The organism is Oceaniglobus sp. K40-3 (assembly GCF_055808395.1).
The window spans coordinates 3,334,801-3,347,600 of the sequence record NZ_CM147868.1; the positions used below are offsets into that span (position 1 = coordinate 3,334,801).

General features: G+C 62.2%; 14 protein-coding genes and 1 tRNA gene. 5 read left to right on the plus strand and 10 right to left on the minus strand.

Annotated elements, in window-relative coordinates; genetic code table 11:
* Positions 1 to 112 precede the first annotated feature (112 nt).
* From AC0L7P_RS17315 to AC0L7P_RS17335, 5 genes are all read right to left on the minus strand, one after another.
* The gene (locus AC0L7P_RS17315; RefSeq protein ID WP_473433838.1) at positions 113 to 790 is read right to left on the minus strand and encodes an ABC transporter ATP-binding protein; all 678 of its coding nucleotides are present in this window, start codon (positions 788 to 790) and stop codon (positions 113 to 115) included.
* Complete coding sequence (locus AC0L7P_RS17320; RefSeq protein ID WP_473433839.1) at positions 783 to 2,069, minus strand: lipoprotein-releasing ABC transporter permease subunit; 1,287 nt, start codon at positions 2,067 to 2,069, stop codon at positions 783 to 785. Before AC0L7P_RS17320 ends, AC0L7P_RS17315 begins: the two co-directional genes overlap by 8 nt.
* A 151-nt stretch (positions 2,070 to 2,220) precedes the next feature.
* Positions 2,221 to 3,558, minus strand: a complete 1,338-nt coding sequence (gene proS, locus AC0L7P_RS17325) for a proline--tRNA ligase (RefSeq protein WP_473433840.1) — start codon at positions 3,556 to 3,558, stop codon at positions 2,221 to 2,223.
* Positions 3,559 to 3,927: 369 nt separating this feature from the next.
* Complete coding sequence (locus AC0L7P_RS17330; RefSeq protein WP_473433841.1) at positions 3,928 to 4,860, minus strand: MYG1 family protein; 933 nt, start codon at positions 4,858 to 4,860, stop codon at positions 3,928 to 3,930.
* A 94-nt stretch (positions 4,861 to 4,954) separates the two neighbouring features.
* Positions 4,955 to 5,266: an ETC complex I subunit gene (locus AC0L7P_RS17335; protein WP_473433842.1), complete on the minus strand. Its 312-nt coding sequence runs from the start codon at positions 5,264 to 5,266 to the stop codon at positions 4,955 to 4,957.
* Between the two features lie 434 nt (positions 5,267 to 5,700).
* Here AC0L7P_RS17335 and AC0L7P_RS17340 point away from each other — a divergent pair, with 434 nt between their 5' ends.
* Genes AC0L7P_RS17340 through AC0L7P_RS17350 form a run of 3 tightly spaced genes read left to right on the plus strand, consistent with a single transcriptional unit; the run spans position 5,701 to position 7,431 of the window.
* Positions 5,701 to 6,486 carry an acyltransferase family protein gene (locus tag AC0L7P_RS17340; protein ID WP_473433843.1) on the plus strand — a complete coding sequence of 262 codons (786 nt, stop codon included), beginning with the start codon at positions 5,701 to 5,703 and terminating at the stop codon, positions 6,484 to 6,486.
* Between the two features lie 2 nt (positions 6,487 to 6,488).
* Positions 6,489 to 6,716, plus strand: coding sequence for a hypothetical protein (locus tag AC0L7P_RS17345; RefSeq protein WP_473433844.1), 228 nt, complete (start codon positions 6,489 to 6,491; stop codon positions 6,714 to 6,716).
* Positions 6,717 to 6,726: 10 nt separating this feature from the next.
* The gene (locus tag AC0L7P_RS17350) at positions 6,727 to 7,431 is read left to right on the plus strand and encodes a hypothetical protein (RefSeq protein ID WP_473433845.1); all 705 of its coding nucleotides are present in this window, start codon (positions 6,727 to 6,729) and stop codon (positions 7,429 to 7,431) included.
* Between the two features lie 98 nt (positions 7,432 to 7,529).
* Here AC0L7P_RS17350 and AC0L7P_RS17355 read toward each other — a convergent pair whose 3' ends face one another.
* The 5 genes from AC0L7P_RS17355 to AC0L7P_RS17375 all read right to left on the minus strand — a co-directional run bounded on the left by AC0L7P_RS17355 (position 7,530) and on the right by AC0L7P_RS17375 (position 11,143).
* Entirely contained in the window at positions 7,530 to 8,180 is a 651-nt protein-coding gene (locus tag AC0L7P_RS17355; protein WP_473433846.1) for a DUF3047 domain-containing protein, read from the minus strand.
* Positions 8,181 to 8,288: 108 nt separating this feature from the next.
* Entirely contained in the window at positions 8,289 to 8,777 is a 489-nt protein-coding gene (locus tag AC0L7P_RS17360; protein ID WP_473433847.1) for a hypothetical protein, read from the minus strand.
* Entirely contained in the window at positions 8,774 to 9,277 is a 504-nt protein-coding gene (locus AC0L7P_RS17365) for a hypothetical protein (protein ID WP_473433848.1), read from the minus strand. Before AC0L7P_RS17365 ends, AC0L7P_RS17360 begins: the two co-directional genes overlap by 4 nt.
* A 59-nt stretch (positions 9,278 to 9,336) precedes the next feature.
* The gene (locus AC0L7P_RS17370; protein WP_473433849.1) at positions 9,337 to 10,971 is read right to left on the minus strand and encodes a glycosyltransferase; all 1,635 of its coding nucleotides are present in this window, start codon (positions 10,969 to 10,971) and stop codon (positions 9,337 to 9,339) included.
* Positions 10,972 to 10,993: 22 nt separating this feature from the next.
* Entirely contained in the window at positions 10,994 to 11,143 is a 150-nt protein-coding gene (locus AC0L7P_RS17375; protein ID WP_473433850.1) for a hypothetical protein, read from the minus strand.
* A gap of 190 nt (positions 11,144 to 11,333) precedes the next feature.
* Between AC0L7P_RS17375 and AC0L7P_RS17380 the strand changes: the two genes are divergently transcribed.
* Together AC0L7P_RS17380 and dprA are read left to right on the plus strand one after the other, a co-directional pair.
* A tRNA-Leu gene (locus AC0L7P_RS17380) sits at positions 11,334 to 11,417 on the plus strand.
* A gap of 261 nt (positions 11,418 to 11,678) precedes the next feature.
* A complete protein-coding gene (dprA, locus tag AC0L7P_RS17385) occupies positions 11,679 to 12,785 on the plus strand; it encodes a DNA-processing protein DprA (protein WP_473433851.1) in 1,107 nt (368 codons plus the stop codon).
* The last annotated feature ends 15 nt before the right edge of the window (positions 12,786 to 12,800 follow it).

Consider the following 12,800-nt stretch of genomic DNA (forward strand, 5'->3'; position numbering starts at 1 on the left):
CAAGAGTGTTACCGTTATCATTAGGAAACGGTAACCGGATTGTCGAGAACCCCTGTGGAAAATTGCCGTCGCCAATACGGGCAAATTTACGGGCAGCGCAAGCGGAAAACCCTCAGACCAGCTGGCCCTCTTTCAGATGCAATGTGCGATCCATCCGCGCGGCCAGCTCCAGGTTGTGGGTGGCAATCACCGCCGACAATCCGGTGGTGCGCACCAGATCCATCAGCGCGGCGAACACCGCATCCGATGTGCCCGGATCAAGGTTGCCGGTCGGCTCATCGGCCAGCAAAACCTTGGGGCCATTGGCCAAGGCCCGGCAGACCGCCACACGCTGTTGTTCGCCCCCCGAAAGCGCCGAAGGCCGGTGATCGGCGCGGTGGGCGATGCCGACCTTGTCCAGCAAATCGCGCGCCCGCTCCGCCGCCGCCCCATCGGCCACGCCATTGGCCAGTTGCGGCAGCACGATGTTCTCCAGCGCGCTGAACTCGGGCAACAGGTGGTGGAACTGATAGACGAACCCAATATCGCCGCGCCGCGCCCGCGTACGGCGGCGATCCGACAGGCCGGTCATATCCTCTCCGCTCAACCGCACGCGCCCCGCGTCAGGCGTATCCAGCAACCCGGCGATATGCAGCAGGGTCGATTTGCCCGCCCCCGACGGCGCAATGATCGCCACCACCTCGCCCCGCTCAACCGACAGGGACGCACCATTCAAAACCTGCACGGCGTTGACGGCGCCCTTGTTATAGGTCTTGTCGATCCCCTCAAGCACCAGCACCGGATCACTCATAACGCAACGCCTCGACCGGGTTCATCCGCGCCGCGCGGCGGGCCGGAAAGATGGTAACGATGAACGACAGCCCCAGCGACAGCACAACAGCCGACATTACATCGCCCGGTTGCAGCTTGGCCGGCAGGGCATAAATGCCCCGGATCGACGGATCCCACACCCCGCCCCCGGCCACATAGTTGACGAAGGAAAAGATCGGATCAATCCAGATCGCAAAGGCACAGCCGAAGGCAACGCCCAGCACCGTACCGATGATCCCGGTGGCGGCACCACAGATAAAAAACACGCGCAAAACCGACCCTTCGGACAATCCGATGGTGCGCAGAATGCCAATGTCCCGGCCTTTATTCTTGACCAGCATGATCAACCCCGAAACGATATTCATGGCCGCAATCAGCACCAGGATCGACAGGATGATGAACATCACATTGTCTTCGATATCCAGCGCCCGCAAAAACCCGCCGCTGGCGTCGCGCCATGTCCAAAGCAGCGCGCCCTCGCCCCCGGCGGCCAACAGAGGCAGGGTCATGGCATCCACCGCTTCAGGATGTTCCACCATGATCTCCAGCTCGTCCGCCACGCCTTCGCGGTTGAAATAGGACTGCGCCTCGGCAAAGGGCATGTAAACCCGGGTGCGGTCTATGTCATAGCGCCCGGCGGTAAAGATATAAGTCACCTCGTAATTGCTGACCCTGGGCGAGGTGCCAAAGGCGGTCTTCACCCCATCGGGCGAAATCAGCCTGATCTTGTCGCCCACCCCAAGGCCCAGTTCACGGGCCACCCCCGAACCGATAGCAACACCCTGATCGAAATCCGCCAGATTGCCCCGAGAGTCGAGAGGATGGGCAATGCGCGGGATGGTGGCCAGATCAGCGGCGCTTATACCGAACACCTCAACCCCGGCATTGCTGCCCCGATGGGTGGCCATGACTTGGCCTTTGATCAATGGGGCGGCGCGGGTCACGCCGGAAACCGCCCGCACCCGTTTGGCCATGTCCATATAATCGGGGATCGTCCGGGTCGTCTGCCCGGTGTCCGTGACGCGCGCCGAAGAATACAATGTCACATGGGCATTGGCCCCCAGAATCGTATCTACGAATTCTTCACGAAATCCCGAACGCACGGCCAATGTGGCAATCAGGGCGAAAACCGCCAGTGTGATCCCGGCCAGCGAAATCCAGGTCATGACGCTGACCCCGCCCTCGGCCCGTTTGGCGCGCAGATAGCGCCAGGCGATCATCCATTCGAAACGGGAAAACGGGGCGGTGCGGCCTGTCACGGAATGTCCTGCCTTCTTGTGAATACGCGCCGTTTCAGATGGGGCGCTTGGGGCTGATGATGCGCCGCCTCCGGCGGGAGTATTTCAGTCAGTAAAAAGCGATCTATTTTTTACTGATCAAAATACTCCCCGCCGGAGGCGTCCCGCAGTTTCAGTCTTTGTTGTAAATCGCCGCGATGCGCGCCACAGCCACCTCGGATGACATCTCTTCGCTTTCACCGGTGCGCCGCGAGGTCAGTTCGACCACACCGTTTTTCAACCCCCGTGGCCCCACCGTGATCCGCCAGGGCAGGCCGATGAGATCCATCGTGGCGAATTTTCCACCGGCCCGTTCGTTGCGATCATCATACAACGGCTCAAGCCCCAGATTGGTCAGCGCGCTGTAAAGCGCCTCGCAAGCCGCATCGCAATCACCGTCGCCCTGACGCAGGTTGACGATGCCACAGTGGAACGGCGTTACGCCTTCGGGCCAGATGATACCTTTGTCGTCGTGGCTGGCCTCGATGATCGCGCCCAGAAGCCGCGAAACGCCGATCCCGTGGCTGCCCATATGAACCGGCACCTTGCCGCCCTTACCGTCATCGACAGTGGCACCCAAAGCATCGGAGTATTTGGTTCCGAAATAAAAGATCTGCCCCACCTCGATGCCGCGTGCCGTGCGCTTGCGCTCTTCAGGGACTTTGGCGAACTCGGCCTCATCATGGGTTTCGTCGGTGCGGGCATAGCGGGAGGTGAATTCATCCAGCACCGCGGCGCATTGTTCCACGTTGTCATAGTCTATCTCGCGATCACCGAATTTCAGATCGGTGATTTCGCTGTCATAGAACACCTCGCTTTCGCCGGTATCGGCCAGCACGAGAAATTCGTGGGTGTCATCGCCGCCAATGGGGCCTGAATCGGCGCGCATGGGAATTGCCTGAAGCCCCATGCGTTCGTAGGTGCGCAGATAGCTGACCAGATGGCGGTTATAGGCGTGCAGCGCGTCGTCCTTGGTCAGGTCGAAGTTATACCCGTCCTTCATCAGGAATTCGCGCCCCCGCATCACCCCGAACCGGGGGCGGATTTCATCACGGAATTTCCACTGGATGTGATAAAGGGTGAGCGGCAAATCCTTATAGCTGCCCACGGCACCCCGGAAAATATCGGTAATCATCTCTTCGTTGGTGGGGCCATAAAGCATATCGCGCCCGTGCCGGTCGGTGATGCGCAGCATTTCCGGGCCATAGGCATCGTAGCGCCCGGATTCGCGCCACAGGTCAGCCGATTGCAGGGTGGGCATCAGCATCGGGATGTGGCCCGCGCGCTGTTGTTCTTCGTGTACGATATTTTCGATGTTCTTCAACACCTTATACCCCAGAGGCAGCCAGGAATATATCCCGGCGCTGGCCTGTTTGATCATTCCCGCCCGCAACATCAGGCGGTGCGAGACGATCTGCGCCTCGGAGGGCGTTTCCTTGAGGACGGGCAGAAAATAACGGGACAGGCGCATGTGGGCTCACTCGGTCTGTGACAAGGATTGTTGCGCCTCGGTTTAGACGGGCCGCGCCGCACAGGCAAGGTGGCACTGGGGTATCGGCGCAACAGACCATCCACAGAATGCTGCGGCCCGGTCCCCATCAACTGTCCGCCCATGGGGCGGGCGACAGAGGAAACGCAATATATCTTGAACAGGTCCAGACAGCCGAACCGTCTGAAGGCTCATCACGGCATCGGCTGTCTGGGTTTTCGGAAGACAATCCGAACTCGTAAACCACCGCAAATGTGACGCGCCCGGACGCTGACGGAAAGTATGGGAATCCTGACCTTGCGTAAGGGCCGGGCGATATGTAAGCGCGCCATCGCCGCAGACCCTCAGATTTCAGGCCTTTTCAGCCAAAGCCTCTGCCACGGCCAGGTCGGCCATTTTCAGCACCGCCTCGCGGGACGCAGCCACCGCAATAAACCGGCCGTTGTGGCAAAACTTTGCGCCCGCAACGCCGCTGGCGGTTGCAAGCGCCCCGTCGGTTAGCCCCGCCCATGCGGCGGGCAGATCGGCGCGATTGTCGAACGTGTCGTCGCCCACACGGATTGTGGTCAGGGCCCAATCGCTGCCGCGCGGATGGATGACGAACCACAGGTGATCGGCCCCCGCCTTTTCCACGCCCGCGCGAAACGGCATGCCCATCGGCAGTTCCAGAATGCGGCCCGCGCCTGCGGCCTCAATGGCGGTCATCACCATGGTTTCGGCGCGGAATTTCGCGGCTTTGCGTCTGATCTGGGCCTCGACGAACGAACGCGCCACCGGCAAAGCCGCCATGAAGGCGCGGTCGTCTGCGCCCTCGTCGCGGTCATCAAACACGGTTTTCAGGCTTTCCAGCAAGACCGGCAATGTCATGCCGGAAAACAGCGGCCCGGCCTCTGATGTGTTCACCGCGCCATTGTCGACAAGATCAACCGGCAACACAAAACCACGGTCAAACGACCCGTGGATCGCATCGGCATCATGGTCGGGCACATCCATCGCGCGCAGGTATGCGTGGCCATATTGCGCCCAGATCAAACCAAATGAGCTGTAAGGTTGCCCATCTTCGCGCAGCGGGTTGGGCCGTTGATGGTGGTCGAAAATCTGTGCCCCGGCATCAAAATCGCCGCCGACATCATAAATGATCCGATCCGCGGCTGGCGTCATCCATGCCTTGTCCCGTGTGCGGATCAGATCGGCCTTGGGGAACAACCGTGTCAGGATGACCGAAGATAGCAATTCATCGGCATGGAAGCCACCGGAATGGGTGACAAGATGGGTGATGGTCATAGGGATAGGCTCCAGCCGGTAAAAACGATTTGGGCGGCCCAACAGGCCGCCCTTCACATCACTACAAAAGTGATTTTGCCCCGGTTTACAACCGTCAATGTGTCCAGACACCACGCCGGGTGGTGGCAAAGTTTTCGCCGTATCCGCCCGCGCGGATGTTGGTGCTGCGGTTGCGCGGTTGCGCGACCACGGCTTCAATTCCATTGTCGCGGGCGTATTCCAGCGCCGCCTCTTCGCTTTCAAAACGCAGGCGCACCTGGGCCTGGGTGTCGGCACTGCTGGTCCAGCCCATCAGCGGATCGACCTGGCGCGCCTCGTCCGGTACGAATTCAAGAACCCAGGCATGGGTCCGCGCCATGCCCGAGGACATCGCCGTTTTTGCAGGTTTGAAAATGCGTGCGCTCATGTCCTGACTCCCACTGTGATGCGCCTTGGGTTATTGGACAAGCTTCGCTGAAAAGCAAGCGCGATAGTAGGCAAAAAGCGCTGGTTGCCGAAGAACCCGCAGGGTGAGCGAGGGGTGGGTAATAAGCAGGAACTTCGACAACCAGGCCTTGCTGCTTGCCCGGTCAGTTACGCATGGGCGATGACGCCGCGCAAGCCTAAAATGCAACTTAAAGTTGCATCACACTGGTGTCAGATGGCAACCGCAATAAAATGGCGACAATTCGCTCAACCCTAAGGGGAGAACGGCGAAGTGTCGCTTGGGGCCGGCCCGCATGCGCCCGGCCGACAATATCACATCGGCCGTTCCTGCACGCCGCGCGCTGCCATTGCCCTGCCGCATTTGACAGTTATAGCCCCGTCATGCAGCCTGCCCGACAAGACGGAGAATGACGGATGCAGCAGCGGTTCATCGGGTTTGACGTGGTCAAAGGGGGCGCCATCATCCTGGTGGTGTTCGGCCATGTCTGGCGCGGGTTGGATTCGGCTGGAATGATCGCGAATGAGGCCCTGTTTCAACGGGTTGATCAGGCGATCTATCTTTTTCACATGCCTGTCTTTTTCTTTCTGTCCGGCCTGTTCTTCTCGGCCACGTTGCCCGCTCTGACGTTTCTGAAACGACGGGTGCAGACGCTGCTTTGGCCAATGCTGTTGTGGTCTGCGGTCGATGGTCTGGCGAAATATTCCGCCGGAACATCGGTGAACGGCGCCCCGGTCACGCCGCTGCAAATCCTCATCCCGTGGGAGCCGACAACGGGTATCTTCTGGTTTCTCTGGACGTTGTTTTTTCTGTCCCTTCTGGCCTATGTTCTGGCCCGGTTCGACCGCCCGGTGCAGCTTGGGCTTATGGCGGGGTTTGCGCTGGCCGCACTCATGGGGTGGATCGGCGCCGGACCATTCGAAAGCCTGTGGCCGGTCTTTATCCACATGCCCGAGTTCTTTGCCGGAATCGCCTTGGCCAGCCTTGGTGCGCGCCCGCGCCTCTTGGGGGCGTGGCGGGTGATGCCGGGGCTGGGCCTGTTTCTTGCCGGTCAGGGTATTCTTGCCACCGGGCTGGCCCAAACCGCCCTTTATTGGAGCGAGAGCGCCATGGTGCTGGCCACGCTTGGATTTGTCCTTTGCCTTGCCAACCTGCCTCTGCCCCCCGCATGTGCGCCGCGTTTGCCGCGCTGGGGCGTCTGACCATGCCAATCTATCTGACCCATATCCTGTTCACTGCCGGCATCCGTATCGCCCTTGGCCGGGCCGGAATCGACGATCTGACGGCGCATTTGGTGATTGGCACGCTTGCGGGGGTGATGGGGCCGGTCGTGTTCTATTTTGCCGCCCGCCGGGCCGGGATTGCCGCGCTGGTCGGGTTTGATCGCCCGGCCCGGGCGCCGCATCGCCGCCCTCTCGCTGCCACATCCTGAGCGCGTTGCCATGGGCAAATTCCCCCGTCATATCCGCCTTGTCCTGCTGCCCCTTGGCCTGTTGTTTCTTGCCACCTGCGCCCGCCCGCTTGGCCCCGATGAACGGGCCTTTGCCGCCACTATTCAGGGGCCAGCCCTGAACCCGGCGCCAGTGCGCATCACCAATGGCGCGCTGATCGGCAACGTCACCCGCACCCGCCCGCCGCGCCCGGCGCTCACCTGCCGCGAACGGATTCGCCGCCCCGAAACCGGCGATGTCCGCATTTCCACCGCCGCGTTCGTGCTGTTCAACCACATGTTTGCGGCGCAAAAGGTGTATCGCGACAATTACCTGCGCGGCTATCCGGCAACCCTGTCGTTGGCCCGCGCCATGTTTATCGCCCATGAACTGACCCATGTGTGGCAATGGCAGAACCGGGCGATCACCGGTTATCACCCCCTGCGCGCCGCCGCCGAGCATCGCCCCGGTGGCGATCCTTATCTGTTCGATCTGGGGCGGGGAGAGGGGTTTCTGAGCTTTGGCTATGAACAACAGGGCGGCATCGTCGAGGAATATGTCTGTTGCCGCGCCCTTGACCCCGAGGGAGGACGCACCCAGCGGCTTTATGAACTGTTGCAGCCCTATTTCCCGACGTTGGAACGCCACAGCCGCGTACCGCGCACCGGGGTGATCCTGCCATGGAAGGGGGCGCAAACGCGGGGCATTTGCAGCTAGCCGAGAAACGCAATACCTTGAACACTCACCATCACCGAACGCGTTGAAATCGCCGTTTTCAGACAGTGTTGGGGGATTCAGGTTTTTACGAAAGTGCGTTAGCGCAGGGTCAGGCCGCTGATCTGGCCGGCCAGTCTTGTGTCGGTATCGTCGCTGTCGGCGGAAACGGCCACGCCCACCAGCGCGCCGGGGCTGCCGCCAAAGGCCCGGCTGTAATCGCGCGCCAGATCGACGTTTTCTGTAAATGATCCGGTGCCGGCCCCACGCAACACAATCGTCTGGCTGCGCGGCCCCATATACGGTGAGGCAAGCCGCGCACCCCGTTTGTGCACCCCACCCCAGACATAGACCAGAACCCGCGCGTCCTTGCGCGCCAACAGTTTGCGAATGTTGCCAGACCCGGCATTGGCAGCGGCCACTGCTGTGGGCAGGAACACGAAATACACCGCCGCATTGCGATCATCGCCGCCCTTGCGGGTGAGATCCGTGGCAGGCACCGATTGCGACACGGCCCAATTCCAGGTGGCCCCCCGTGTCGCCCAATCCGCCTGTGCCATCTGCTGCCACACCAGCGACGCCGCCCCGTTCGAACGAAACGCCAAAGTGTTTCCGCCCTGGGTATAATCCACCTTGGAAAACAGGTGGAATTTCTGCTCTTTCCACCCCGAAAACGATAGTTGCCCCGCGCTCATCGGGCCAGACAGTGCCACGACAAGGGCAAGGGAGGCGGCAGGGATACGCATGAACATCGGATTTCCTTTCCGGGGCGGATTAACGCAAAAAACCACATGTTGCGCAGACAGGGCCAGTCACGATGCCGTCATGTTGATGTTCGCCCTGCGGTCGGGCCAGATCGGCTATTCCATTGGCGCGTCGGTGACACCGGGATCGCGCGCAGGGGGTGTTTTGGATGGCGTCGCCCCGTTCAGTGCGGTCAGAAAATCGGCAGGGCCGGGGCCGACGGTCACTTCCAGATCAGCGTCCCAGCTTTCGCGAATCCGTGCAATGCGCCGGGTGATGTAACTGTGCCAGTCCTGCCCCCGGTGGCGCGCCCGGATCGCGGCATCGGGGATCACCTCGATCATCGCGCCGTTTTGTCCGGCACTGCGGATGTCCAGCGACGTGATCACCAGAACCCGCGTCGCCACCCCGGCCAGCCGGTTCAGCGTTTCGACCACCGCAGGGGCATCGGGGGGCTGATCCAGCGCCCAGATCAACACCACCGCCCCATCGCGCGATTCGGGCGCCAACAGCCGCCCTGCCGGGCCATCTTCCGGGCGCGTCCCCTTGGCCAGCCGCGCCAGACCAAAGGCCAACCGGCGGCCCAGACCGCGCCCCCACCTCATGTGGCCACCACGGGGCGGGCCACGGGCATGGTCGCCGCCATCAGGGCAATCAGCCGTGCCGCCTGCCCTGCCCCATCCCATTTCTGCGCAACCGCCCCCATGGCCCTGCGCATGCCAGCGCGCAGGGCATCATCGCCAATGATCCGCGTCAAGGCATCGTCCAGCCCGAACACATCATCCGCCCGCGCACACAGCCCCCATCCCGCTTGGGCGGCGTAAGCGGCACGGACCTCCTGAAGATCCATTTCTTCGGCGGAATTTGGCACGAACAGCGTGGGCAATGCGCCTGCCACCGCCTCGTGAAACGAATTGTAGCCCACGGCACCCACGGCGAAATCAAACGCGCTTGAATAAAGAAACGCCGGAAACACCGTGCGCAGATGGTGGCGGTCACCGGCACATTCCACCCGGTCCAGCCGGGCAGGCGATACCAGTTCAACAACATGGCAATCAGGGCGCGCCAGCACCCGTGCCAAGGCCCGTTCACGCGCGCCAGCCATGTCAAAATTGCTCCCCGCGCCGAGGTGTAGCAGGCACAGGGTGGCGGCGGGCGGCAGGTTCAGCAGGCGCCGCGCCGTGACTTTTGAAAACCGCTCGTCCGGGGGAGGGGCAGGATCGGCGCCACCAGTTGGGCCATCGGGTCATCGGCGGCACCGTGGCCCGGATCGCCGGCGCTACAGATCTCACCCGGGGTCAGCACCAGATGAAACAGACCGGCGCGCCGCTGGCTGTCGGGGTTGGCGGCGCGCCACATGCCGCGACGCACCCAGATGCGCGCGACCTCGGGGTGGGATTGCAGCGCGTTCAGCAGCCCGGAATAGGGCATGTTCCCGTCAAAAATCACGCCATCTGGGCGATAAAACGCCAGCGCCTCCATCATTTCGTCGCACAGCCACGCGTTCCACGCCGCAACATCGCTGCCGGTCTGGCGGTGAAAGGCGCGGTATTCGGCACCATATCCCGCCTCGGCTGCAAAGCGCACGGATTTCGACAGGGAAAAGAATGTCGTTTCAACGCCAACGCCCGCCGCCCCGGCAATGGCCAGTTGGCGCACCATATGTCCCGCCCCCACCCCGTTCGAGGTGACCGTCATCAGCCGCAAAGGCCGGGTGGGCACGATCCGCGCACGGGCCGGTTTCGGTGCCCGCGCAGGACCGCCCGCCAAGGTTTCATAGCGCGCCGCAAAGGTATCATAGCCAAACCTCGCCGCCACACAGGCCCGCCCCTGTGCCCCCTGCGCGGCCCGGCGTGCAGGGTCACGGCGCAGCGCGTGATAAAGATCGCCCGCCCCCTCAGGGGCAACATAAAGGGCCGCGTCCCCGAACAATGGGCGAAAATCCGGCGGCAGAACAACCGGCACCCCCGATGCCAGCGCTTCGAGGATGGTATAGCCAAACGCCTCGATCCACGCGGGGTGGTGAAAATAGGCGAAAACGTCAATTTCAGCCAGAAACCGCCCCGCCCCGTCGGGGGCAAAGGGCAGCGCCCGCCAATGGGTCGGCCATGGCTCCAGCGCCGCGCGCACGGCCCCATCAACCCCGAGCATGGTATATTTCAACCCCGCAGCCGCAGGATAGGCCAACAGCGCCGTATCCCGCTCTGGCCATTTCAATGGATCGGGCCGGGAATGACGACCGATGTGCAACTGATCGCTCTGACCGCTGCCCTGCACCTGGGGCCACGCGGCCACATCAATCAGGTTGTGCCAATCCGCCCTGGCCAGATCGCCCCCGTGGCCCATCTGCACGAAACTGTCGCGCACCTTTGGGCCAACCGGCAAAACCACTGGCGCCTGGCCCAGCATATGCTGCGAAATCCGGCAAAGCGCGTCATAGCGGAATTGCGCCGCCCCCGTGCCGTCGCGCAGGGGATGATGGGCCACCAGTGCGACGCGACCCGCCACAACAGGCAACCGCCGGGTGGGCGGTGTGTTCAACAACGTCGGATGATAGATCAGCGTCAGCGGCGTGCGCACCGGCGTGTCGGGCGGTATGACGGGAATGTTCAGCACCCCAAGACAGGCCAGCACGGCATCATTTGGCGGGCGCCGTGGCGTGAGCAGCCCGCTCTGCATAGGGAGAACCGCAACGCTCAGCCCTGCACGCACGGCAGCGCGCAACTCGTGGATCAGCGCCGTCGAGGTGCCACCGGGAAACCGCAGATCGACAATATAAACCGCGTCGAAATCCATCATCGGCGGCTCATGTCAGCGCCGCTCAGTAATGCGAACCACCCGAAGATGACGACGCCTGTGCCGCCTTGATCTTGGGCGCGGCCTTGCCGTCATAAGCGTTGGTTTCAACCTGACAGGCTGCGACCAGCAGGGCGGCGGAAACCTTTAATGCCATTCGTTTTAAAATCGCCATGGGGTGCTCTTTCAAGGAAACTACATGACTTGGAATGTCAGAACTCTAACCTCAATACGGAGTTCAGGCAATCCATTCCGCCCCATCACGCGGGGTATTGCAGGGATCATCCCGACACGCAGGGAAACCGCGCGTTTCTGTCCGGCCACCATTGACCCCCGCCCCGAACCTCACCTAAGCACAAATCCGTGCGGGCGTGGCGGAACGGTAGACGCTGGGGTCTTAAACACCCTTGCCGCAAGGCGTGTGGGTTCGATTCCCACCGTCCGCACCAAAAACCGTCACGGGAACGGGCGACGGGGCCGCTGATTCTTGTCAGATCCCGTGTCACGATGCGCGACGGCAGATTTATGCCCCAGTATTTACTACTATTTATCAACGGCTTAAAACATGACACCGCCGCCCGGGTATTTGTTCATCAACTCTTAACCATTCTGACGACATGTTGGAGGCGCAAGTAGACGGAGGCAGATTGACCGGTGGATTTTTCCCTTCCCTCACCCCCCTCACCCCACCCCACTCCGAGGAAGTTCGGTTGGACTGGCTTCGTCTCTTGCGCTCTCGCCGTGTGGGGGTCGCGACATTCTTTCGGATGATGGCGGAACATGGCTCGGCCAGGGCCGCGCTGGATGCCCTGCCCGATGTCGCAGGAGCGGCCGGCGTTAAAGATTACAAGGTGTGCCCCGCAGGGGTTGCACAGGCGGAACTGAAAGCGGGGCGATTGGCGGGCGCAAGGCTCATCGCCTATGGCAGCGCGGATTATCCCAAAGCTCTCTATGATCTGGGCGATCCGCCGCCGCTTCTCTGGGCGATTGGCGATCTGACCCTGCTTGACCGACCGGCCATCGCCATGGTCGGCGCGCGCAATGCCTCATCTCTTGGTACCCGCATGGCGCGCCGGTTGGCGGATGAATTGGGCCAGGCGGGCAATGTCATTGTTTCCGGCCTGGCCCGGGGCATTGATACGGCGGCACATATGGCCGCATTGCCCCATGGAACAATCGCGGTGATGGGCGGCGGTGTTGATGTGATCTATCCGGCGGAAAACGCCGTTCTGGCACAGGAAATCGCCGAACGCGGTCTGCGCCTGTCCGAACAGCCCATGGGCCTGCAACCTCAGGCGCGGCATTTTCCGGCCCGCAACCGGATCATTTCCGGCACTGTGCGCGCGGTTGTCGTGGTGGAGGCGGCAGCGCGTTCCGGCAGCCTGATCACGGCACGCGATGCACTGGATCAGGGGCGCGAGGTCATGGCCGTGCCCGGACACCCCTTTGATGCCCGCGCGTCGGGTTGCAACATGCTGATCCGTGATGGCGCAACGCTGGTGCGTGGTGCCGACGATGTGCTTTTGGCGCTTGGCAACGCACCGGCACCCATCCCCGACACCAAAAGCGACACCGCGCCGCCCCGTCCCGTGGCCGTTACCACCGCCACGCGCCCCACCAAACCCGCCAGCCGCCTGCGTGACACAAACGCCCTGCATCAACAGATTCTCGACCGGCTTGGCCCCAGCCCACTGGCCGAAGATCAACTGATCCGCGATCTGTCACTTTCGGCGGGCGAGGTCGGCCCGCAACTTGTGAGCCTGGAACTGGAAGGACGGATTGCGCGTCAGCCCGGGGGGCTGCTGACCAGACTCTGACGCACCGAAATTTTT